This window comes from Rosenbergiella metrosideri, assembly GCF_022602565.1.
GTDB classification, from domain to species: domain Bacteria; phylum Pseudomonadota; class Gammaproteobacteria; order Enterobacterales; family Enterobacteriaceae; genus Rosenbergiella; species Rosenbergiella metrosideri.
The window spans coordinates 1-21,944 of sequence record NZ_JALBCV010000022.1; the positions used below are offsets into that span (position 1 = coordinate 1).

General features: G+C 46.7%; 20 protein-coding genes and 1 tRNA gene. 14 read left to right on the top strand and 7 right to left on the bottom strand.

Annotated features, from left to right (window positions below; translation table 11 throughout):
- A tRNA-Met gene (locus tag MKR94_RS15315) sits at positions 1-73 on the bottom strand.
- 202 nt (positions 74-275) lie between these two features.
- On the opposite strand from MKR94_RS15315, the gene mltA reads away from it, so the two are divergent.
- The gene (mltA, locus tag MKR94_RS15320) at positions 276-1,397 is read left to right on the top strand and encodes a murein transglycosylase A (RefSeq protein WP_241647729.1); all 1,122 of its coding nucleotides are present in this window, start codon (positions 276-278) and stop codon (positions 1,395-1,397) included.
- Positions 1,398-1,432: 35 nt separating this feature from the next.
- On the top strand, positions 1,433-2,227 hold the full coding sequence (gene tcdA, locus MKR94_RS15325; protein ID WP_241647730.1) for a tRNA cyclic N6-threonylcarbamoyladenosine(37) synthase TcdA: 795 nt from the start codon (positions 1,433-1,435) through the stop codon (positions 2,225-2,227).
- 2 nt (positions 2,228-2,229) lie between these two features.
- Here the strand turns inward: tcdA and csdE are convergent, their stop codons facing one another.
- Together csdE and csdA are read right to left on the bottom strand one after the other, a co-directional pair.
- Positions 2,230-2,676, bottom strand: a complete 447-nt coding sequence (csdE, locus tag MKR94_RS15330) for a cysteine desulfurase sulfur acceptor subunit CsdE (protein ID WP_241647731.1) — start codon at positions 2,674-2,676, stop codon at positions 2,230-2,232.
- Positions 2,677-2,687: 11 nt separating this feature from the next.
- Entirely contained in the window at positions 2,688-3,896 is a 1,209-nt protein-coding gene (gene csdA, locus MKR94_RS15335; RefSeq protein WP_241647732.1) for a cysteine desulfurase CsdA, read from the bottom strand.
- Between the two features lie 127 nt (positions 3,897-4,023).
- On the opposite strand from csdA, the gene MKR94_RS15340 reads away from it, so the two are divergent.
- From MKR94_RS15340 to rlmM, 4 genes are all read left to right on the top strand, one after another.
- Positions 4,024-4,251, top strand: coding sequence for a YgdI/YgdR family lipoprotein (locus MKR94_RS15340; RefSeq protein WP_048914013.1), 228 nt, complete (start codon positions 4,024-4,026; stop codon positions 4,249-4,251).
- A 439-nt stretch (positions 4,252-4,690) separates the two neighbouring features.
- Entirely contained in the window at positions 4,691-5,596 is a 906-nt protein-coding gene (locus tag MKR94_RS15345) for a transcriptional regulator GcvA (RefSeq protein ID WP_048912586.1), read from the top strand.
- 34 nt (positions 5,597-5,630) lie between these two features.
- Complete coding sequence (locus MKR94_RS15350; protein ID WP_241647733.1) at positions 5,631-6,026, top strand: DUF423 domain-containing protein; 396 nt, start codon at positions 5,631-5,633, stop codon at positions 6,024-6,026.
- The gene (rlmM, locus tag MKR94_RS15355; protein ID WP_241647734.1) at positions 6,019-7,119 is read left to right on the top strand and encodes a 23S rRNA (cytidine(2498)-2'-O)-methyltransferase RlmM; all 1,101 of its coding nucleotides are present in this window, start codon (positions 6,019-6,021) and stop codon (positions 7,117-7,119) included. Before MKR94_RS15350 ends, rlmM begins: the two co-directional genes overlap by 8 nt.
- On the opposite strand, the gene xni is transcribed toward rlmM, so the two are convergent.
- The 3 genes from xni to queF form a co-directional block, all read right to left on the bottom strand.
- Complete coding sequence (gene xni, locus MKR94_RS15360) at positions 7,116-7,880, bottom strand: flap endonuclease Xni (RefSeq protein ID WP_241647735.1); 765 nt, start codon at positions 7,878-7,880, stop codon at positions 7,116-7,118. The genes rlmM and xni overlap by 4 nt on opposite strands.
- 48 nt (positions 7,881-7,928) lie before the next feature.
- On the bottom strand, positions 7,929-9,293 hold the full coding sequence (gene ppnN / locus MKR94_RS15365) for a nucleotide 5'-monophosphate nucleosidase PpnN (protein ID WP_241647736.1): 1,365 nt from the start codon (positions 9,291-9,293) through the stop codon (positions 7,929-7,931).
- A gap of 117 nt (positions 9,294-9,410) precedes the next feature.
- Complete coding sequence (queF, locus tag MKR94_RS15370) at positions 9,411-10,256, bottom strand: NADPH-dependent 7-cyano-7-deazaguanine reductase QueF (RefSeq protein ID WP_241647737.1); 846 nt, start codon at positions 10,254-10,256, stop codon at positions 9,411-9,413.
- A gap of 63 nt (positions 10,257-10,319) precedes the next feature.
- On the opposite strand from queF, the gene syd reads away from it, so the two are divergent.
- From syd to eno, 7 genes are all read left to right on the top strand, one after another.
- The gene (gene syd, locus MKR94_RS15375) at positions 10,320-10,865 is read left to right on the top strand and encodes a SecY-interacting protein (RefSeq protein WP_241647738.1); all 546 of its coding nucleotides are present in this window, start codon (positions 10,320-10,322) and stop codon (positions 10,863-10,865) included.
- Positions 10,866-11,543: 678 nt separating this feature from the next.
- Complete coding sequence (truC, locus tag MKR94_RS15380; RefSeq protein ID WP_241647739.1) at positions 11,544-12,260, top strand: tRNA pseudouridine(65) synthase TruC; 717 nt, start codon at positions 11,544-11,546, stop codon at positions 12,258-12,260.
- Positions 12,261-12,320: 60 nt separating this feature from the next.
- Positions 12,321-13,628, top strand: coding sequence for a 23S rRNA (uracil(1939)-C(5))-methyltransferase RlmD (rlmD, locus tag MKR94_RS15385; RefSeq protein WP_241647740.1), 1,308 nt, complete (start codon positions 12,321-12,323; stop codon positions 13,626-13,628).
- A gap of 31 nt (positions 13,629-13,659) precedes the next feature.
- Positions 13,660-15,894, top strand: coding sequence for a GTP diphosphokinase (gene relA / locus MKR94_RS15390; protein ID WP_241647741.1), 2,235 nt, complete (start codon positions 13,660-13,662; stop codon positions 15,892-15,894).
- A 53-nt stretch (positions 15,895-15,947) separates the two neighbouring features.
- Positions 15,948-16,730 (top strand): nucleoside triphosphate pyrophosphohydrolase, encoded by a 783-nt coding sequence (mazG, locus tag MKR94_RS15395; RefSeq protein WP_241647742.1) that lies wholly within the window; start codon positions 15,948-15,950, stop codon positions 16,728-16,730.
- 178 nt (positions 16,731-16,908) lie between these two features.
- Positions 16,909-18,546 (top strand): glutamine hydrolyzing CTP synthase, encoded by a 1,638-nt coding sequence (gene pyrG / locus MKR94_RS15400; RefSeq protein WP_099822013.1) that lies wholly within the window; start codon positions 16,909-16,911, stop codon positions 18,544-18,546.
- A gap of 86 nt (positions 18,547-18,632) precedes the next feature.
- Positions 18,633-19,934, top strand: a complete 1,302-nt coding sequence (gene eno, locus MKR94_RS15405) for a phosphopyruvate hydratase (protein ID WP_241647743.1) — start codon at positions 18,633-18,635, stop codon at positions 19,932-19,934.
- A 58-nt stretch (positions 19,935-19,992) separates the two neighbouring features.
- Here eno and MKR94_RS15410 read toward each other — a convergent pair whose 3' ends face one another.
- On the bottom strand, positions 19,993-21,336 hold the full coding sequence (locus MKR94_RS15410; protein ID WP_241647744.1) for an aminotransferase class I/II-fold pyridoxal phosphate-dependent enzyme: 1,344 nt from the start codon (positions 21,334-21,336) through the stop codon (positions 19,993-19,995).
- Positions 21,337-21,648: 312 nt separating this feature from the next.
- On the opposite strand from MKR94_RS15410, the gene MKR94_RS15415 reads away from it, so the two are divergent.
- Entirely contained in the window at positions 21,649-21,891 is a 243-nt protein-coding gene (locus tag MKR94_RS15415; protein WP_241647745.1) for a Flp family type IVb pilin, read from the top strand.
- The last annotated feature ends 53 nt before the right edge of the window (positions 21,892-21,944 follow it).

Genomic DNA, 21,944 nt, shown 5'->3' on the forward strand with positions numbered 1-21,944 from the left:
TGCGGGGGCCGGATTTGAACCGACGACCTTCGGGTTATGAGCCCGACGAGCTACCAGGCTGCTCCACCCCGCGTCCGTGGATGCGCACTATACGGATTACACCGATCTTTGCAAGCCAAAATTTTGAATTACCCGAAAAAAAGTTAACTTTTGCTGCAAAATCACTCGACCAGTCCTTTTTTTAAGCATTTTTTGCGGGGATCATGCTTTCCAGTTTTAATCTTTTAGGGGCTCTGTTATCTTCGCCAACAGACATTGAGCGATAAGAGAGACTCATGAAATTCCCACTACTAAAACTAGCTGTCACTGGCTCACTGGTCGCGATGTTACTCGCGGGGTGCTCTTCGAAACCCACGGATCGAGGCCAACAATATAAAGATGGTAAAATCACTTCGCAATTTGCCCTCAGAAACCAGCCTAATGCTATTGGTGCACCGGTCAACGGCGGTGACTTCATGACTCAGGTTCAGCAGATACAAGAGGCCTCTTCGCGCATGTATCAGCGCCAGCAAAGTACCTTTAATGCCATTCAAAGTTGGTTAAACGCAGGGGGCGATACACGACAATTGCGTAATTACGGTATTGAAGCATGGCAGATGGAAGGGGCGGATGATTATGGTAACGTTCAATTTACCGGCTATTACACACCGGTCATCCATGCGCGCTATACCCGTCAAGGCGAATTTCAATACCCTATTTACCGCATGCCACCGAAACATGGCCGCTATAAACTGCCAAGTCGCGCAGATATCTATAGTGGGGCGATTGATTCCCGTTATGTGATCGCTTGGAGTAACTCCTTAATCGACAACTTTATGATGGACGTTCAAGGAAGCGGCTATGTCGATTATGGTGACGGTCGCCCACTCACGTTCTTCGGTTATGGCGGTAAAAATGGCTGGGCTTACCACAGTATTGGTAAAGAGTTGATCGACCGCGGTGAAGTGAAACGCGAAGATATGTCGATGCAGGCGATTCGTGATTGGGCAGATAGCCACTCTTATGCCGAAGTACGTCAGTTGCTCGAGACTAACGATTCGTTTGTTTTCTTTAAACCTGAACCTTTCACTCCCGTTCGGGGAGCCAGTGCGGTACCGTTAGTGGCCAAGGCTTCTGTGGCGGCGGACCGGTCATTGATCCCACCGGGGTCTGTGCTGTTAGCGGAAGTGCCACAGCTTAATGAAAAGGGGAAATTTAACGGTAAATATCAAATGCGCTTAATGGTTGCATTGGATGTCGGTGGCGCGATTAAAGGCCAACACTTCGATATTTATCAAGGTATCGGCCAAGAAGCCGCCCATTTAGCAGGATTCTATAACCACTATGGACGAGTATGGATTCTGAAGTCTGCACCAGGCGCGGGAGTATTCTCGGCTAACCCGGTGTTTAGTCAATAATCGACATAGCGTTTTATCTTAAGAGTTGAATAACGATGACAGAAGCATGGCAGCAGCGGTTTTCAGGTATTACACGGCTATACGGTCAACAGGCTGCACAATTTTTTCCTGATGCACATTTCTGTGTGATTGGGATTGGAGGCGTCGGGTCTTGGGCTGCCGAAGCCCTAGCCCGAACGGGGATTGGTCATATCACGCTGGTCGATATGGACGATGTCTGCGTCACCAACACCAACCGTCAGCTGCATGCCTTAAAAGCAACAGTGGGTGAGCAGAAGATTGAGGTGATGGCGGCACGGCTGCGTGAAATCAATCCAGAGTGTCAGGTGACCTGCATTGATGACTTTATTAGTCCGGAAAATGTGGCGGAGTACCTTAACTGCTCCTTCGATTACGTTATTGATGCCATCGATGCGATCCGTCCGAAAGCCGCCTTACTGGCATTTTGTCGTCGACATAAAATCCCTGTCATCACCGTAGGGGGAGCCGGTGGGCAGATCGATCCTACGCAGATTGCAGTGGTCGATCTGGCGAAAACGATTCAAGATCCGTTGGCAGCGAAATTACGTGAGCGCTTGAAAAGCGATTTTTCCATCGTGAAAAATAGCAAGGGGAAGCTCGGTATCGACTGTGTCTTCTCGACTGAGGCACTCCGTTATCCGCAAGCGGATGGATCGGTATGCCAATCTCGCGCCACCGCCGAGGGGCCAAAACGCATGGACTGTGCCTCAGGCTTTGGCGCCGTAACCATGGTTACCGCATCTTTTGGTTTTGTGGCGGTGTCTCATGCGTTGAAAAAATTTATTGCCCGTAAGCTACGACAGGCTTGAAGTTAACTACGAACCAATGCGGTACGCGCCGCATTATTAATTGCTTGGGCGACTGCAGCTAAGCCGCTATGTCGTGTTGCCGAGAGATGGTGGGCTAGCCCTAAATCGTTAAATACGGCTAACAGGTCTTTGTCCGTCAGTGCCCGAGCAGACTCGCCCTCACATTGACTCAGTATCACCGCCAATAAGCCTTTTACGATGCGACTTTCACTCTCGAACACAAAGTGAAACTGTCCCTGTTCCGTCCGTTCATAAGCCACCCATACGCGATTCTCACAACCGAAGATCTCATTCTCAGTAGTGCGAAACGCTTCCGGTAACGTTGGCATTTGACGACTCAGACGAATGATCTCTCGGTAGCGGTCTTCCCAATGGGGACTTTTTTGTAATCGTTGAGCGATATCTTCAACGGTGATATCTGTACCAAAAGGGTGAGTGGGAAGCTGCATAAATTTCTGCCTTACTCTTCGTCGGTTAATAGTTGATAAGCAAAGGTGACGGCTTGTACCAATTTCTCGACATCCTCCTCAGTATTATAAGCTGCGAATGACGCACGTAAGGTACCGTCAACGCCAAGCGCCTGCATTAACGGCTGGGCGCAGTGCTGGCCGACCCGTAAGGCCACATTATATTCGCTAATCAAGGTGAAGAGATCGGCACTGTGGAGCGATTTAAAAACGAATGAGATAATCGGTGAGCCTACTGCGCGAAAAAGGCTTATTCCGGGCAGGGTGACGAGTCGTTCTGCTGCGCGGTCGGCGAGCTGGCAGGTCCAGACTTCTGCCGCTTGCCAATCGACCGTCTGGTGGAAATCTAAGGCACTTGCTAAACCTAGCACGCCTGCAATATTAGGTGTGCCCGGTTCGAAACACCATGGGGCAGGGAGCAATCGATAACCATTGAAATCTACGTGGCTGATCATTTTCCCACCCCCTTGTACGGGGCGCATCTCGGCCAAACGATCTTTGCGCGCGTAAAGTACACCAATGCCCGTTGGCCCGTATAACTTATGTGCGGAAAAAACGTAAAAATCGGCATCTAAGTGTTGTACATCTGTAGTGTGATGAACAATTCCTTGTGCGCCATCCACCAGCACAGCAGCCCCAGCCTGATGGGCGAGCGTAATAATGTCTGCCATCGGTGGCACATAGCCGGTGACATTCGACATCTGTGTCACTGCGACTAAGCGGGTACGCGCAGTAAGCCGTATCGCTAGTTGCGCGATGTCTAGCTCTCCCTCAGCGTTTACCGGCCAAGGTACAACCTTAGCCCCAGTTTTTTCTGCCAGCATCAACCAGGGGAGTAAATTGGCATGATGTTCGGCTTCGCTGACGAGGATCTCATCACCGGGTTGCAGCTGGTGGGCTAACCATCCATGCGCCACTAAGTTTATGGCTTCCGTGCTGCCGCGCGTCCAAATGATTTGATTGGCATCAGCGGCGTTAATTAATGCTGCGACTTGCTGACGACAGGCTTCGTAACGTTCGGTCGTCGCTTTTGCCTGCGAGTAATGGCTGCGGTGAACCGTTCCACCGCTTTGATAATAGGCTTGTGTTGCCTCAATCAATGCCTGTGGGCGTAAACTCGTCGCGGCACTGTCGAGATAACAGTTGGGTTCGTTAAGTGCGGGGAACTGCTGGCGAAACCAATCAGGAGAGAATTTTCTCATACTGTGCGTAACAACCCTTTTTTTGATCCGGAACCATGGCAATTTTTATGAGTTGGCCTATGGTAAATATAAGAACTGAAAATATCAGCTCTATAATGACTGAAGAAATTCGATATGGAGATAATAAATGAAAAAGCATCTTTTAGCTGTATTGGCTGTATCAGGCTTAGCTTTTACTCTTGCAGGGTGTTCGAGTAATTATGTTATGCATACCAATGACGGACAGACTATTGTCACCCAAGGTAAACCTTCGGTGGATGAAGATACTGGCCTTATTCTTTATAAAGATGGGGCAGGTGTCAAACAACAGATTAACCGTTCAGAAGTGAAAGACCTGACTGAAGTCGGTCAATAACCCCGTTTTAAGGCTGGTGGCATTCGCTGCTAGCCATCCCCCGCATTATCTCTTTTAGCATGAATTAAATCTATCCATTAGCCACGCAAACGATTGGTATGCGTTCGTATCGTCTTTGTGGTTATCGCCGACGTAGCCTGTTTCATAGCCAAAAAAAAACACCGCCTAAGCGGTGTTATAAACAATATACTATGGACAGACAGGGTGTATATCACAGGAAATAGTGGACTTGAACCTTCCAAGTCAAATGCAAACACAACATCACTACCTAAAGCGTCTTTCGATAAGCTGTTAAGCTTGTCGCAATACCACTTTCGGAAGTGGGCGCAACTATAGGTATTTAGTGGAAGTTACTCAATGGACAATTTATAATGCTTCACATTATAAAAACTAATGATGCGATGACTTGTCGCTCTCGATTAATGAGTCTCTATAAGCTATGTCTAAACGTCTTCCTCCCCTCAATGCGCTTAAAGTGTTTGATGCCGCGGCACGACACCTTAGTTTTACGCGTGCGGCCGAAGAGTTATTCGTCACGCAAGCAGCAGTCAGTCATCAAATCAAAGCGTTAGAGGATTTTCTCGGATTAAAACTGTTCCGTCGGCGTAATCGATCGCTGCTATTAACGGAAGAAGGGCAAAGTTATTATCTCGACATTAAAGAAATTTTCTCGGCGCTTAACGATGCGACACGCAAATTGCAAGCGCGTAGTGCGAAAGGGGCGCTGACGGTAAGCCTACTGCCCAGCTTTGCAATTCAGTGGTTGGTGCCTCGATTAACGAGTTTTAATCAACAACATCCTGGAATTGACGTGCGCATACAAGCGGTCGATCGGGAGGAAGATAAGCTGGCGGATGACGTCGATATTGCCATTTTTTATGGTAGGGGTAACTGGCCGGGCCTACGTGTTGAGAAGCTTTACGCAGAATATTTATTACCCGTGTGTTCTCCCGTGTTGCTTACTGGCGAGCGTCCGTTACAATCCCCCGCAGATTTAGAACATGTAACGCTACTGCATGATGCCTCGCGGCGTGATTGGCAAAGTTGGGTAAGGCAAGTGGGTTTACCCCATATTAACGTGCAACAAGGTCCTATTTTTAGCCATAGTGCGATGGTGTTACAGGCTGCTATTCATGGCCAAGGGATCGCGCTGGCCAATAATGTGATGGTACAAAGCGAGCTCAGCTCGGGGCGTTTGGTCTGTCCCTTTAACGAAGTTCTCTCCAGTAAAAACGCTTTTTATCTGGTTTACCATGACAGCCAAGCAGAACTCGGTAAAATAGCCGCCTTTCGACAATGGATTATTGACACTGCTGCACGTGAACAAGACAGTATTGTAGCTTGATGCGCTATACGGACAAGCATAATGAGGGATAATAATGAGTAGTCGAACGATCTATATTTTTGTCGCCATTAGCGGCTTTCTGCTGGTGGCCTTTGGCGCGTTTGGCGCCCATGTATTAAGTCATCTACTCGGCAGTGAACAGCTAGCGTGGATCCATACCGGGTTGCAATATCAAGCATGGCATACCTTGGCGATCCTTGGATTAGGGTGTGCGATGCAGACTCGACGCAATATTTGGTTTTATTGGAGTGCGGCCAGTATGGCCTTAGGTATAGTGCTATTTAGTGGGAGTCTCTACAGCTTAGCGCTATCACACCTACGTTTTTTAGTTTTTGTTACGCCAATTGGAGGACTTTTCTTCCTAATTGGGTGGTTGTTGATGTTAATTGGCGCACTGCGTCTGAGAAATAGGGCGAGTCGCCATGAATAAAGTTCTACTGTATTGCCGACAAGGGTTTGAAAAAGAGTGTGCGGCGGAAATCACTGCCAGAGCCACCGAGCTTAATGTGTTCGGTTTTGCCCGGGTTAAAGATAACTCGGGATACGTTTTATACGAGTGTTACCAATACGAAGATGCCGATCGTCTAATTCGTGAACTGGCGTTTGAAACGCTCATTTTCGCCCGTCAGATGTGTGTGGTCGGGGAGTTACTCAAAAACTTGCCACCCGAAGATAGAATTACCCCTATTGTCGGTATGCTCACGGGAGTGGTGGAAAAAGCCGGAGAGTTGCGGGTCGAAGTGCCAGATACTAACGAGGCAAAGGAATTACTTAAATTCTGCCGTAAATTCACGGTGCCGCTGCGTGGCGCACTTCGCCAAGAGAATTTGCTGCTTAATTATGAAAGTACTAAGCGTCCGGTCGTGCATGTCTTCTTTATTGCGCCGGGAACTTGTTACGTGGGTTACTCTTACTCCAATAACAACTCCCCGCTATTTATGGGGATCCCTCGTTTACGTTTCCCTTCCGATGCACCGAGCCGGTCAACGCTAAAATTAGAAGAAGCTTTTCACGTTTTTGTTCCAGCCGACGAGTGGGATGAGCGCCTCGCCAGCGGTATGTATGCCGTGGATTTGGGGGCGTGCCCAGGCGGCTGGACCTATCAGCTAGTCAAGCGCTCAATGATGGTCTTTGCCGTCGATAATGGCCCAATGGCCCCCTCACTGATGGAGACTGGGCAGGTCACCCATCTACAAGAAGATGGTTTTCGCTTCCAACCACCTCGCAATAATATCAGCTGGTTAGTCTGCGATATGGTTGAAAAACCGATCAAGGTCGCGCACTTAATGATGCGTTGGATCGCCAATGGTTGGTGCCGTGAGGCGATCTTTAACCTCAAATTACCGATGAAAAAGCGTTACGAAGAGGTCACGCAAATCTTATCGATGATGGAAAGTTCGTTGGCCGAGCAAGGGATTAATGTCCAAATTCGCGCCCGACATCTATACCATGATCGCGAGGAAATCACCGTCCATGTCCGACGCATTTGGAGTGCTTGGGCTGGACGATTAGACGAGCGTTAATATCCGTTGGGGGAGTAACGTAGCTGGCGTAAGTTACCGCTTAATGTCAAATCGGTCCGAAGTTCTGCTAATTGACGACTGATGAACGCACTTTCCCGACCCTGGATTAGCTTGTTTTGCCACTTAGCCGGTATTTTATCAAGGTGCTGGTAGATCTGTTCTAAACAGCCGTACTGGCTAATTAAGGTTTGAGCGCTTTTAGGGCCAATTCCCGGTACGCCGGGGATTTTGCTGCTCGATATGCCACATAATCCCCAATAATCTGTAAGCTGTGCGGCTTGCACCCCATACTCCTGGGCGATAAAGGGCACATCTAACCAGCGCTTCTGGAAGTAATCACGAATCTGAACTTGGGCTGAAAGTAGCTGGCAGTAGCCTTTATCTGTCGAGACGAGCGTCACCTGATGGCCTGCTTGGCGTATTTTTACCGCTAACGTCGCTGCGAGGTCGTCAGCTTCTTCCTCTGGCGAGGCCCAACTCGTAATCCCTAATTCAGCAAACGTTTTTTCGATAACAGGCAGTTGTAAGGCGAGGTCTTCCGGCATCGCGTTACGTCCCGCTTTATACTCCGGATAGAGTTGATGTCGCCAACCACTTTTACGCTGGGGATGATCGAAAACGGCGACCACGTGTGTTGGCTGGCTATGGTGGAGGAGCTGTTTCGCTGCGGAAACACACCCCGTTAGGCAGTTGCTACCTTGTACGGCATGGATACGACGAATCAAGTTCAACGCATCGATAATAAGTAAGTGATTGGTCATCAGTATCTTTCTCTCTAAGACAGCGCCGATTCGGCGCTGTCTTTTGAGTTAGCGGATAATTTTATAGCAAGGAACGTAAGCACTGCCGGGTAATTTCATCCGTTGTTGGGCAACGAAACCTTGTAGCATTTCGTCCATTCTCGCCATAATGTCACGGTCACCATGGATTAAGTAAGGCCCATTTTCAGCAATTTCGCGTATGCCGACCTCTTTGACGTTACCGGCGACGATACCAGAAAACATTCGGCGTAAGTCGGCGGCGAGTTTCTCTACCGGCTGCTCTTTAAACAGCTGAAGACTGGCCATATTTTCATGCGACGGGTAGAACGGATGTTGCAGTTCGCTATCGATATGTAATGACCAGTTGAAACTGTATGCATCGCCGGTATCGCGTCGGTATTGTTTAACCGCTGGCATCGCTTCTTTCATCACGCGTGCCACTTCTGCTGCATCACCAATAATAATACGGTAATGCTGGGTTGCCGCTTCACCAAGCGTCTGGCGGATAAACTCGTCAAGCATAGTGAAGTACGCTTCACTCTCTTTCGGTCCGGTCAGCACTAAAGGCAATACCTGTTCCTGATTATCCGGATGCATCATGATGCCTAATAGATAAAGCAGTTCCTCGGCAGTCCCGACCCCCCCAGGGAAAATAATGATCCCGTGGGCGATTCGGACAAAGGCTTCGAGCCGTTTCTCAATATCCGGCATAATAATAAGCTCATTAACCAGCGGATTAGGTGGCTCTGCGGCAATAATCGAAGGCTCGGTGATGCCAATAAAGCGGCTATCGTGGTAGCGTTGCTGAGCATGGCCTACTGCGGCGCCTTTCATTGGTGCTTCCATCGCACCGGGTCCGCAGCCAGTACAAACGTTCAGTTCACGAAGGCCTAACTGTTTGCCAACCTCGCGACAATATTGGTACTCAATAGGGTTGATAGAGTGTCCCCCCCAGCACACCACCATATTGGGTAGCTCACCAACATGTAATGCCCGAGCATTACGCAGCAATGAGAACACCATATTGGTGATATAGACCGAATCGGTGGGAGCGTGCTGTTTTACGCGCTTATCGGTATTCAGTTGGGCGGTAACGAAAACAATATCTCGTAATACCGCGAAGAGATTCGCTTGTAGCGAACGGATAATCTGGCCATCGACGAAGGCAGCTTGCGGCGGGTTAATTAATTCAAGTTTAACGCCACGCTCACGACGTAACACATTAATTTCAAAATCTTTGTAACGTGAAAGAATGGCTTCACTGCTGTCGGTCTGGCTGCCGGTATTCAGGACGGCTAATGAACAGTTCCGAAACAGCTGATAGAGATCGCTGCTCGCCGTATCTTTAAGCATATCGACTTCAAGCTGCGACAGCAGATCCATCGCTCCTAACGGACTAACATGTGTTATCAAGTGAGCTCCTTAGTATTTATCCAGAAAGTGGCTGTAACGGTCCTGCACTTTCTGTGTGTGACTTCCAGACTACGGCGTGATGTTTAAGGTCATCACTTCCTTTTTAGTATAGCGTCATTATTGTCGTGCTAGACGGCGGTTATGTGGGCTAAAGTGCTGATTTGTCCGCCATGGATTAATATCTAGACCGCCTCGGCGCGTATAACGGGCATAGACCGTTAAGGCTTCTGGCTCGCAGAGGGCCATAATGTCCATATAGATCCGTTCTACACATTGCTCATGAAATTCATTGTGCTGGCGGAAGGAGAGGAGATAGCGTAATAACGCTTCGCGGTCGATCTTCTTACCCTTATAGTGGATCATGACCGATCCCCAATCCGGTTGCTGGGTAATCAAGCAGTTAGATTTTAATAAATGGCTGACTAAGGTTTCTTCGACCCATTCACCGAGAGCCGCATCGCGCAGGTAGTCACGGTTGAATTGATAGTCGTCGACGGTAATATCCTGCTCATCGATCACTTCTCCAGCGAAGTTATCAATCGGTTGTGCGGCGAACTCGCTTAAGCGGTGTAAAGTGACACGAACCTCGCCCTGAGCGCACTCACTGAGGTCACGAACTAAGGTCTGCTCGACGCTGTGCCAATCACTGAAGCGCGTTTGATTGAAACTGTTCAGATAGAGCTTAAAACTTTTGGATTCAATTAGATTCTGGCTTGAGGCAGGCAGCGCAACATCGCCGATAGCGACTTGAGGAATTCCATTCTCATTCAGCCAAGAGAGTTCGTAAAGCGTCCAGAAATCCTCGCCATGAAAGGGAAGTTGTGCGCCATCAAGCTGTAAGCTATCGCGATTCAAGCTCCTCGGTACGGCTTGCAAAAGACTCGGTTGATAATCGGAAATATAAGCGGTCGATTTCCCTAACGTTAGCTCTGATAAGGTAGGATGGTTTTCGTAGTCGGCCATTGCATCTGTGCCCAAGTAAATGGATGATGGAAGAATTGTAACCGATTCAGAGTAATAAATAGAATGTTAGATCAGACCGCTCAACAACTTAGCGACTTTACCCAGCGCTATTGCCAGCGCTGGCAACAGGAGCACCAAACTGCCCCGCAAAATGATCAGCTTATTGGCGTCGATTCTCCTTGTTTAATCGCAACCAATGAAAACGGTATCACTTGGCAACCTCAGCCTTTTACCTTACCGAAAAATTTGGATGCTGTGTCGAAAGGCGTCGATATAAATGTGCAGCCTTCAGTGGTGGCTTTTTATACGACTCAATTTGCTGCAGAAATGCCCGCCTCCTTTGAAGGGACATCACTGACATTGTTACAGGCTTGGAATAGAGAGGATTTCACGCTTCTGCAACAAAACCTTGTCGGGCATTTGGTGATGAAGCGCCGCCTAAAGCACAGCCCAACGTTATTTATTGCGACCACCGACGATGACTCGACAATCATTGCTGTCGATAACCTCAATGGTAACGTTATTCTTGAAACACTCGGTAAGAAGCAAGCGAAGGTGCTCGCGCCTTCACTAGGCGATTTCCTACAAACTTTACGGCCTGAAATTTGATTTTATTCTAAAATAAGTAAATGGGATTGCTCTTATAAAGTTGATGTCGATCACAAAACAACACAAATAATCAAGAAACTCATTTATGAAACGTATTTCGAATCAATCGGTTAAGTTTTTAACAATCAATAATCAAAGATTATTAGGAAACACAGTGAAATAATCTGGTTGTTTATCGCCATAACTTTGAGAAAATAGACGGGTCAGAAGGATGTAAATAAGTTCTAAGGATGGGCCCAAGGATGGAACCGCTTTACAGTGAGTAAAGCTTGGGAATAGTTGATTAGGATGATGAGCTATTTCCTTAACATTAGGGAATCTTCTGCAGAAGGATAAGCTACAAAGGAAATGTAGCTGAGTTCATAGGATTATGTCGTTAGGAAGACACATCCTTCTGGATTGTCGAATCCTATGAATTAGCAGGATGCAGACAGCGGTAGGACACCGCATTAAATTAGGGAGTATCGATTTTTCGGTACTCCCTTTTTTTCGTTTATTACGCCGAACATGATATCATTCCCGATTATTAATTATCTATTAGGTATACGTTTTAGCCTGTTTCATCTCTTACACCAATAATATCGACTTTAAGACGTGAAATGATGGGTTTACTGTCATTCGGGGTTGATATGCACTGGGCAGCTAAAATGTGTATTCTGTTGAGTTCTAGGGTTAGCTGTGCTTGAGATTATTTATCAAGACGAATGGATCATTGCCGTCAATAAACCGGCCAACATGTTGGTGCACCGCAGTTGGTTGGCGCGTCATGAAACACAGTTTGTTATGCAAACCTTACGCGACCAAATTGGTCAGCATGTTTTTACTGTACATCGCCTAGATAGACCGACTTCTGGCGTACTGGTATTTGGCCTGTCTAGTGAGGCTGGCCGTGAGCTATCCCAGCTTTTTGAGCAGCATAAGATGAGCAAAACCTATCATGCGATCGTTCGAGGCTGGATCGAAGGGGAAGGGGTGGTCGATTACCCCTTGCGAGAAGAGCATGACAAGATTGCCGATAAGTTTGCCACGGGTGAACCGGTTACACAGTCGGCGATAACCCATTATAAAACCCTCGCCCAAGTGGAAATGCCCTATCCGATCGGGCGGTATGATTGCTGTCGCTATAGCTGGGTGGAATTAGCCCCCAAAACGGGACGCAAACACCAGCTTCGTCGGCATATGTCTCATCTTCGCCATCCGATTATCGGCGATACTGCGCATGGTGATTTGAAACAGAACCGCGGGGCTGCTGAACACTTCGGCTGCCAAAGATTGATGTTACATGCCTCAACACTCTCTTTTGTTCATCCCTTCACCGCGCAGCCTATAACCTTGGAAGCGGGAATGGACGAAACTTGGCAACGAATGTTGCAACAGTTTGGTTGGACGGGTTGATTCCTTAACGGGATTAACCAGCATGTATAAGACTTTTTTTACTTGTGGGGTGCCATCGCTATGGTGCAATTTTATAAAGCCAAAAAAACAACACCGGTCCGTAAAACCTTCCCGCTGTCAGTGGATGGGCTCGATCAATTCGGGCAAGGCGTTGGTCATCACCAAGGTAAAACGTGCTTCGTTGAAGGCATGCTTCCGGGAGAAGTCGGTAAGATAGAAGTCATCGAGGATAAACGCCACTACATGCGTGCCAAGTTGGTGACCTTGTCTAGCGTAAGTCCGGAGCGACAAGAGCCTCGTTGCCCCATTTATTCGACGTGCGGTGGTTGCCAACAGCAGCATATTAGTGAATCTCTGCAGCAAAGGTCTAAAGCCTCTGCCTTAGCACGGTTGCTGAAACCAGTGGGGGTGGAGAAAATCGATGATGTGATCAGTGCAGAGAGTTGGCACTATCGCCGCCGAACCCGACTGAGTTTACGCGTTGATAATACGGGTAAACTGATCATGGGATTCCGGCGCAAGAAAAGTAATGAGATTATTTCAATTCAGGACTGTCCTGTTTTAGTGCAACGCCTCAATGTATTACTCACCCCGTTACACCGTTGCTTGTCGCAACTAGAGTCGGCTGCCCACTTGGGACATGTCGAGCTGGTGGCTGCGGATAATAGCACTGTTACGATGGTACTCAGACATCTACGCCCGCTCTCGTCGAAAGATATCAAAAACTTGGAACAGTTTTCGCATAATCATTCTGTTTCACTTTTCTTAGCAGATGGACAGCAACAAACTCTGCTGAGGGGAGAAATGCCGTGGTATGGTATTAATCAGATAAATTTATATTTTAACCCCCAGGGATTTATCCAGGTTAATGCGAAAATTAATCAACGAATGATTGATAACGCTATAAAATGGTTAGATATCAAACCGACTGATCGTATTCTTGACCTTTTTTGCGGAGTGGGGAACTTTACGCTCCCATTAGCAAGATTCGCGAGTTCAGTCACAGGTGTTGAGGGTTTAGCAGAATTAGTTGCTAAGGCGGAGTACAATGCTCAGCGAAATAACATTACCAATGCTGCCTTTTACCAACACAATTTAGAGCAAGATGTCTCGCAGCAACCTTGGGCAAAACAAGGCTTCACTAAAGTCTTATTGGATCCTGCCCGTGCTGGCGCGGCGGAGGTCATGCCTTATGTGTGTGCGTTACAACCGGAGTGTATTGTCTACATCTCTTGTAATCCCGCTACCTTGGCACGGGATTGCCAAATTGCCGATCAGCAAGGATACCGAGTGGTAAAAGTGACGATGCTAGATATGTTTCCACACACTGAACATCTTGAGTCGATGGTGTTGTTTGAACGTCGTTAAGCATTAAGTCTATAGTTATGCGGGAGACATCATGGTTGCAGTAAGAAGCGCGCACCTCAATCCGGCCGGAGAATTTGCGGCAGAGCAATGGATTGAGAGTCTACATAATATCTCTGAACCGACAGGTAAAACCTTAACCGCCTGTTGGCGCTACTGTCAGGAAAAAACCCTCGACCACCCATCGCAGCCAATTTTGCTCAGTCGTGGTATCGAGATGGTTGAAATCTTGACAATGCTGAGCATGGATTGTGACACCTTGTGCGCCGCGCTGATTTTCCCCTTAGCTAATGCTGGCGTGCTTGATGCTGAGCAGATTAAAGATTCTTATGGGAGTAGCATCCTATCCTTGGTAAATGGCGTGCTGGATATGGATGCTATTCGCCAGCTTAAAGCTATTCAAAATGACTCGATGGCCTCCGAGCAGGTGGATAACATCCGCCGTATGCTACTGGCGATGGTCGAAGATTTTCGTTGTGTGGTGATCAAACTAGCCGAGCGCATCGCCTACTTACGCGAAATGAAAGATGCACCGGAAGACGAAAGAGTGTTAGCGGCAAAAGAGAGCACTAATATTTATGCGCCTCTTGCTAACCGCTTAGGGATTGGTCAATTAAAATGGGAGCTTGAAGACTACTGCTTCCGTTATCTGCATCCTGAAGAGTACAAACGAATTGCTAGCTTACTTCATGAGCGGCGGATTGATCGCGAAATGTATATCGATAATTTCGTTGCACAAATCCGCGATATGATGAGTAAGGAAGGGGTTCGTGCAGAGGTCTATGGCCGACCTAAGCATATCTATAGTATCTGGCGGAAAATGCAGAAAAAGTCACTGGCTTTTGATGAGTTATTTGATGTCAGGGCGGTGCGGATTGTCGCAGAGCGCTTGCAAGATTGTTATGGTGCCCTCGGTATTGTGCACACTCTCTTTCGTCATTTACCGAACGAATTTGATGATTACGTGGCGAACCCTAAACCTAATGGTTACCAATCCATCCATACGGTGGTGTTAGGACCGAAGGGGCAGACGGTTGAAGTGCAGATTCGAACCAAACAGATGCATGAAGATGCTGAGTTAGGGGTTGCGGCGCACTGGAAATATAAAGAAGGCAGTACAACGCCAGCAGGAAGAGGGGCGGCGGGCCATGAGGGACGTATTGCGTGGCTTCGTAAGTTGATTGCTTGGCAAGAAGAGATGGCGGACAGTGGCGAAATGCTGGAAGAGGTCCGTAGCCAAGTCTTTGACGACAGAGTCTATGTTTATACTCCTAAGGGTGACGTGATTGACCTGCCTGCAGGCTCTACACCACTCGATTTCGCTTATCATATTCACAGCGATATTGGGCATCGTTGTATCGGCGCAAAAATCAGCGGCCGAATTGTTCCCTTTACTTATCACCTGCAGATGGGTGACCAAGTCGAAGTGATCACCCAAAAGCAACCCAACCCAAGTCGAGATTGGCTAAATCCGCATTTGGGTTACATTACGACCAGTCGTGGACGGGCAAAGGTGCACGCTTGGTTTAAAAAGCAAGATCGCGATAAGAACATTCTTGCCGGTAAGCAAATTCTCGATAATGAATTAAATCAGCTGGATATCAGTTGGAAAGATGCGGAAAAATACCTGCTTCCTCGCTATAACATGACCTCCATGGAGGAGATTCTAGCGGCGATTGGCGGCGGTGATATCCGTCAAAATCAGATGGTAAACTTCTTACAAGCCAAGGTTTATAAACCGAGTGCAGAAGAGGAAGACCAGAAAGCGTTAGAACAGCTCACGCAGAAATCGGCAAATAACCAATCCTCGCGAAAAGACAGTGGCCGTATTGTGGTGGAAGGGGTAGGTAACCTGATGCATCATATTGCCCGTTGCTGTCAACCGATACCGGGCGACGATATCACTGGATTCATTACTCAAGGCAGGGGGATTTCTATTCACCGTGCCGACTGCGATCAGCTTGCGGAATTGATTAATCATGCGCCAGAAAGAATTGTTGATGCGGTGTGGGGCGAGAACTATTCCAGTGGCTACACCTTAGTGGTCCGAGTGGTGGCGAATGACCGCAGCGGATTACTGCGCGATATCACGACTATTTTGGCCAATGAGAAAGTGAACGTGCTAGGTGTGTCAAGCCATAGCGATACGCGTAAACAGCTCGCGACCATCGATATGGAGATCGAAATCTACAATCAGCAGGTTTTAGGGCGAGTGATCTCCCGATTAAACCAAATTCCTGACGTCATTGATGCCAAGCGGCTTCATTAAATTTTCTATAAACCACTCTCAGGAGTGGTTTTTTCCTATTAAGAGGTTTTTTTATGGGTGATTCATCATTGTCGCAATTATTGTCAGTGATGCAGCGCTTGCGTGATCCCGAGCAAGGTTGTGAGTGGGATAAGCACCAAACTTTTGACACTATTGCCCCTTACACTTTAGAAGAGTGTTATGAGGTTTTGGATGCGATTGCTCGTCAGGACTTCACCGATTTACAACAAGAGCTTGGGGATCTGCTTTATCAAATTGTATTTTATGCGCAGATGGCTTCGGAACAAGGGCATTTTACTTTTGACGATATTTGCCAAGCGATTACCGAAAAACTGATCCGCCGCCATCCGGATGTGTTTACGGGGGCCCCCTCTACGCAGGGCTGGGAGCAGATCAAACAGCAAGAGCGGCAAGCGAAAAGCCAACACTCGCTGCTCGATGATATTCCCCACGCCATGCCAGCATTACTTCGCGCAGACAAAATCCAGCAACGTTGCCAAACGGTCGGTTTTGATTGGGATACCCTCGGCCCGGTGGTGGACAAGGTCAAAGAGGAACTTGATGAAGTGATGGAAGAGGCGACTATGGTCGACCGTAATCCAGATCGCCTTGAAGAAGAGTTAGGAGATCTGCTTTTTGCCACGGTTAATCTTACCCGTCATTTGGGCGCGCGGGCCGAGACAGCCCTGCATAAGGCCAATATAAAATTCGAACGCCGCTTTCGTCAGGTCGAGCAGAAAGTGAACGAACAAGGCCTTTCGCTCGATCAGGCCACCCTTGAACAGATGGAGTCAGCTTGGCAGCAAGTCAAGCAAGATGAAAAAAGGGAACCTTAGGTAGAGGGTTGTTTGCTGATTGAAATCAATAGAGAGGCGTGGCAGATTAGGTATCATCATTGTAAATCGAACAGCGAAGGAGGGTGAATGAGCAATTGTGACACCACAGAGTTTCGGGTATACTGCTTTCCCGTCCTGGTGCATCCACCGTCTTTAAACCTAAACCTTCAGGTTCTGCATGACAACTAACTATATTTTTGTGACCGGCGGGGTCGTTTCCTCTCTGGGTAAAGGCATTGCCGCAGCCTCTCTGGCAGCCATTCTTGAAGCTCGTGGTCTTAAAGTGACCATTATGAAGCTTGACCCCTATATCAACGTCGATCCTGGGACGATGAGCCCTACTCAACATGGTGAAGTATTTGTCACGGACGATGGTGCCGAAACAGATCTCGACTTAGGTCACTACGAGCGTTTTATTCGAACCCGCATGAGCCGTCGTAACAACTTTACGACTGGACGTATCTACTCCGAAGTACTGAGAAAAGAACGTCGCGGCGATTATTTGGGTGCAACCATCCAAGTCATTCCTCATATCACTAATGCGATTAAAGAGCGTATCATTGAAGGCGGCGAAGGCCACGATGTCGTATTGGTCGAAATTGGCGGAACGGTTGGGGATATCGAATCGCTGCCTTTCTTAGAGGCTATTCGCCAAATGGCGGTAGACGTAGGGCGTGAGCACACGCTTTATATGCACTTGACCCTGGTGCCTTACATGGCAGCGGCGGGTGAAGTCAAAACCAAGCCAACTCAGCACTCAGTAAAAGAGCTACTCTCTATCGGTATTCAGCCAGATATGCTGATCTGCCGTTCCGATCGTGCCGTGCCAGCTAATGAGCGGGCAAAAATTGCATTGTTCTGTAACGTCCCAGAAAAAGCGGTTATCTCACTTAAAGATGTCGATTCAATCTATAAAATCCCTGGGATGTTAAAGTCACAAGGACTGGACGATTACATCTGTAAGCGTTTTAACCTTAACCCACCGGTCGCTGATCTTTCCGAGTGGGAACAAGTGATTTACGAAGAAGCGAATCCAGGTGGTGAAGTCACCATCGGGATGGTAGGCAAGTACATTGAACTGCCAGACGCTTACAAATCTGTTATTGAAGCCTTAAAACATGCAGGCCTTAAAAACCGTGTTACCGTCAATATTAAATTAATTGATTCGCAAGATGTTGAAACGCGCGGGACTGAGGTTCTGAAAGACCTGGATGCGATCCTGATTCCTGGCGGCTTCGGTTCACGCGGTATTGAAGGTAAAATCATGACCGCTCAATACGCTCGCGAAAATAAAATTCCGTACTTAGGCATTTGCCTAGGGATGCAAATTGCGCTGATTGAATTTGCGCGTAATGTAGCAGGTATGGCGGGCGCAAACTCCACCGAGTTTGATGCTAACTGCCAATCACCAGTTGTTGCATTGATTACTGAATGGCGCGATGAAGACGGTAACCTAGAAGTCCGTGATGAGAAAAGTGATCTGGGCGGTACCATGCGTTTGGGAAGCCAACCTTGTCAGCTCAGCGACGACAGCATCGTTCGTAAACTTTACGGTTCGAGTACTATCGTTGAGCGTCATCGCCACCGTTACGAAGTTAATAATTTCTTATTGAAACCAATCGAACAAGCGGGCTTACGCATCGCGGGTCGCTCCGGCGATGATCAATTGGTCGAAATTATCGAAAACCCTAACCATCCTTGGTTTGTTGCGTGTCAATTCCACCCAGAATTTACCTCAACACCGCGCGATGGACACCCGCTGTTTTCAGGATTTGTGGGTGCCGCGGTAGATTTTCAAAAGCGGATGGATAAGTAAGCTTTTTGGTGCAACCAGTGAATCTTTCACTGGTTGTGTGTCTTAGATTTAAGAACGTTAGCTTAACTAGTACTGAGGAACAACGCATGTCCAAAATCGTAAAAATCATCGGTCGTGAAATTATTGATTCGCGTGGCAATCCGACTGTTGAAGCAGAAGTGCATTTAGAAGGCGGTTTCGTAGGTTTAGCGGCTGCGCCATCAGGCGCGTCTACAGGTTCCCGTGAAGCTTTGGAATTACGTGACGGTGATAAATCACGTTTTCTGGGCAAAGGTGTGACCAAAGCGGTTGCAGCAGTCAATGGTCCTATCGCTGATGCGTTAACAGGTAAGGATGCTAAAGACCAAGCTAACATCGATAACATCATGATCGAGTTAGACGGTACTGAAAATAAATCTAAATTCGGTGCTAATGCCATCCTAGCTGTTTCTCTCGCTGCGGCTAAAGCGGCAGCAGCCTCAAAAGGTCAACCTCTTTACGAGCACATTGCTGAGCTTAACGGTACCCCTGGCAAATTCTCTATGCCATTACCAATGATGAACATCATCAACGGTGGTGAGCACGCTGATAACAACGTCGATATTCAAGAATTCATGGTGCAACCTGTTGGCGCATCAAGCTTGAAAGAAGCCGTACGTATGGGCTCAGAAATTTTCCACCACTTAGCTAAAGTATTAAAAGCTAAAGGCATGAACACTGCAGTTGGTGACGAAGGGGGCTATGCGCCAAACCTAGGATCTAACGCCGATGCTTTAGCGGCAATTGCTGAAGCTGTTAAAGCGGCAGGCTACGAGCTTGGGAAAGACGTTACCTTAGCAATGGACTGTGCGGCGTCTGAATTCTATAACAAAGAGACAGGTAACTACGAGCTGAAAGGCGAAGGCAAAACCTTTACCTCTCAAGAGTTCACTCACTATCTCGAAGAGCTGACCAAGCAGTATCCAATCGTTTCAATCGAAGACGGTTTGGATGAGTCTGACTGGGATGGCTTCGCTTACCAAACCAAAGTTCTGGGCGACAAAATTCAATTAGTCGGTGATGATCTGTTCGTAACCAATACCAAAATCCTTAAAGAAGGGATTGAAAAAGGTATCGCTAACTCAATCCTTATCAAATTCAACCAAATTGGTTCTCTGACCGAAACGTTAGCGGCAATCAAAATGGCGAAAGATGCAGGATACACGGCAGTCATCTCTCACCGTTCAGGCGAGACTGAAGATGCAACCATCGCAGACTTAGCAGTGGGTACCGCAGCAGGCCAAATCAAAACCGGTTCTATGAGCCGTTCTGACCGTGTTGCTAAATACAACCAGCTGATCCGTATCGAAGAAGCTCTGGGTGGTAAAGCGACATTTAACGGCCTGAAAGAAGTGAAAGGCCAAGCGTAATCGCTTAACGACTTGATAAAGTGATAAAGCCCTCAGTAATGAGGGCTTTTTTTTTGCATCATGTCGCCAAGGCAGGAAGGAGTTGACGGCTGAGTTTTTCTAATTCAGATAAACTCATTAATGTATGTGGAAAGAGAAAATAGCGCTCATCGCTTGTTTCGACCCACTGCGGAGTAATAGGAAAGAAGGCTGTATTGACAAACTCTTTAGGGGTATTTGATTTACTTAGAGAAAAGGAGCAGAAGCCACCATTTTCTTGAAAATTTATTGAGTGTGTCGGTAATCGCTCAGTACAAATTATCTTCGCTATCTGTGTTTTTGCCTGACGTTCTTCAACTAGCGTTGTGAGATACTTCATCAGATACGATGAGGACAAAAAGTAATCAATAATTGAGAAGCTTGCAGGTGGATAGTTGCTGTGTAAGGCTTGATTTAATCTTCTAAACGGTTCCACAAGCATGGGGGGGAGAGTAATAATGGCCAAATTGTAGGTGCTACCAAGTACTTCAATAAGTTGCGTTAAATAAATGACAGGAGTTTGTTTTTGACATAAATATAGGGGAGGAGAGATATTTTTACCGAATCCCAGCATCGCATAGCTATCATCTTCGATGATGATAATTCTTCGTTTAGCCGCCCAACGATAAAGCCGCTGTTTACGATCTTCACTTAACCGAGTTGCTGTGGGATATTGTAAGGTTGGCATACAGAGCAGTGCGACGTCAGTTATATCTGGAAGCTGATCAACGAGTAACCCATCACTATCAGTCGCTACAGAAATGATATCGAATTGAAATTGAGCGAACAGCTCTTTAATTTTTGGTGAGCAGGGATCTTCAAGAATAATTTTCTTCTTATGGTGCTCTTGCAAAAAAAGAGCGATGAGTCCAAGGGATTCTTGATAGCCAGAGAGTAATAACAATGACTTTTCGTCAACCGTGATGCCGCGTGAAAGCTTGAGAAACCGTTGCAGGCTATAGAGGTTGAATGAAGGGTTCTGCTGTAAAAAATTATCATAATTGCTGGCCCACCTTTTTATAAATTGAGCAGGCAATTTACAAGGTTTTCGTTGGTATAGTTTGGTGAGATGCTGTTGAGTTGATTCTTCTTCGTCAGTAGAAATCATCTGAGCAGTGGGGGGATTGAGCGGAAGTTCATAGTCTGAAGTGCCTAAGTAAGCTTTTTTAACGACGATATAGCCACTTCTCTCGATTCCTTGAATATACCCCATGGACTCAAGATGTTTATAGACTACCAGTACTGTACCACGAGAAATATTATAAAACGTACTCATACTACGAATTGATGGAAGAAAATCACCTTCATTAAGTGTTCCATGAATAATCATTGAAATAATATTATTTATTAATTCTTCCTTTACTAGTCCCTTAGATCTTGCCATTTTATCCTCGTGATATCCTTGTCGATAATATTAACTTACTATAAGTATATAATTTTTTCTGAAGTTCTCTATAGTGTATTCACTACTCATTTAACTATTGTTTTGCATCAATTAATTTTATTTGATATTAAAGAGGCAAAAAGATAGCTTATAAATATTACCCATGTAGTTTTGAATTGCTGACATTTTTTTTAACTCAAACTGTATCTTGATTAAACGTAGATATGAAGTAGCATCGCTTCATAAGCCTCCGTGGTGTAGGGGGTTTACTAAGAGAAAATTATAAATAAAGACTTTACATGAGGAAGAGTAATGAAGAACACATTATTGTATAGTGTCGTTTATGGTCAGAATATTGTCACTGAAAAATTTGCTCAGTTAAAAGAAAAATTATGCAAGGAAGATGGAGTAACAGCAATCGAATATGCAGTTATTGCTGTTGCAATCAGTGCAATGTTATTGGCTGTTTTCGGTAGTGGAGAATCATCTTTTATATCAGTCATCACTAAAAAATTTGAGGTATTAAGTAATAATATCAGAGGTACGGTTAATTAGAATCATTTAATCTCTAAAGTTACATCATTGGAAGTCGATAAAGGAGTTAATAC

What these genes read in the sequence shown, in the direction of transcription:
- mltA (WP_241647729.1), top strand. Translation starts at nt 276, where the DNA reads ATGAAATTCCCACTACTAAAACTAGCTGTCACTGGCTCACTGGTCGCG.
- tcdA (WP_241647730.1), top strand. Translation starts at nt 1,433, where the DNA reads ATGACAGAAGCATGGCAGCAGCGGTTTTCAGGTATTACACGGCTATAC.
- csdE (WP_241647731.1), bottom strand. Translation starts at nt 2,676, where the DNA reads ATGCAGCTTCCCACTCACCCTTTTGGTACAGATATCACCGTTGAAGAT.
- csdA (WP_241647732.1), bottom strand. Translation starts at nt 3,896, where the DNA reads ATGAGAAAATTCTCTCCTGATTGGTTTCGCCAGCAGTTCCCCGCACTT.
- MKR94_RS15340 (WP_048914013.1), top strand. Translation starts at nt 4,024, where the DNA reads ATGAAAAAGCATCTTTTAGCTGTATTGGCTGTATCAGGCTTAGCTTTT.
- MKR94_RS15345 (WP_048912586.1), top strand. Translation starts at nt 4,691, where the DNA reads ATGTCTAAACGTCTTCCTCCCCTCAATGCGCTTAAAGTGTTTGATGCC.
- MKR94_RS15350 (WP_241647733.1), top strand. Translation starts at nt 5,631, where the DNA reads ATGAGTAGTCGAACGATCTATATTTTTGTCGCCATTAGCGGCTTTCTG.
- rlmM (WP_241647734.1), top strand. Translation starts at nt 6,019, where the DNA reads ATGAATAAAGTTCTACTGTATTGCCGACAAGGGTTTGAAAAAGAGTGT.
- xni (WP_241647735.1), bottom strand. Translation starts at nt 7,880, where the DNA reads ATGACCAATCACTTACTTATTATCGATGCGTTGAACTTGATTCGTCGT.
- queF (WP_241647737.1), bottom strand. Translation starts at nt 10,256, where the DNA reads ATGGCCGACTACGAAAACCATCCTACCTTATCAGAGCTAACGTTAGGG.
- syd (WP_241647738.1), top strand. Translation starts at nt 10,320, where the DNA reads ATGTTAGATCAGACCGCTCAACAACTTAGCGACTTTACCCAGCGCTAT.
- rlmD (WP_241647740.1), top strand. Translation starts at nt 12,321, where the DNA reads ATGGTGCAATTTTATAAAGCCAAAAAAACAACACCGGTCCGTAAAACC.
- relA (WP_241647741.1), top strand. Translation starts at nt 13,660, where the DNA reads ATGGTTGCAGTAAGAAGCGCGCACCTCAATCCGGCCGGAGAATTTGCG.
- mazG (WP_241647742.1), top strand. Translation starts at nt 15,948, where the DNA reads ATGGGTGATTCATCATTGTCGCAATTATTGTCAGTGATGCAGCGCTTG.
- pyrG (WP_099822013.1), top strand. Translation starts at nt 16,909, where the DNA reads ATGACAACTAACTATATTTTTGTGACCGGCGGGGTCGTTTCCTCTCTG.
- eno (WP_241647743.1), top strand. Translation starts at nt 18,633, where the DNA reads ATGTCCAAAATCGTAAAAATCATCGGTCGTGAAATTATTGATTCGCGT.
- MKR94_RS15410 (WP_241647744.1), bottom strand. Translation starts at nt 21,336, where the DNA reads ATGGCAAGATCTAAGGGACTAGTAAAGGAAGAATTAATAAATAATATT.
- MKR94_RS15415 (WP_241647745.1), top strand. Translation starts at nt 21,649, where the DNA reads ATGAAGAACACATTATTGTATAGTGTCGTTTATGGTCAGAATATTGTC.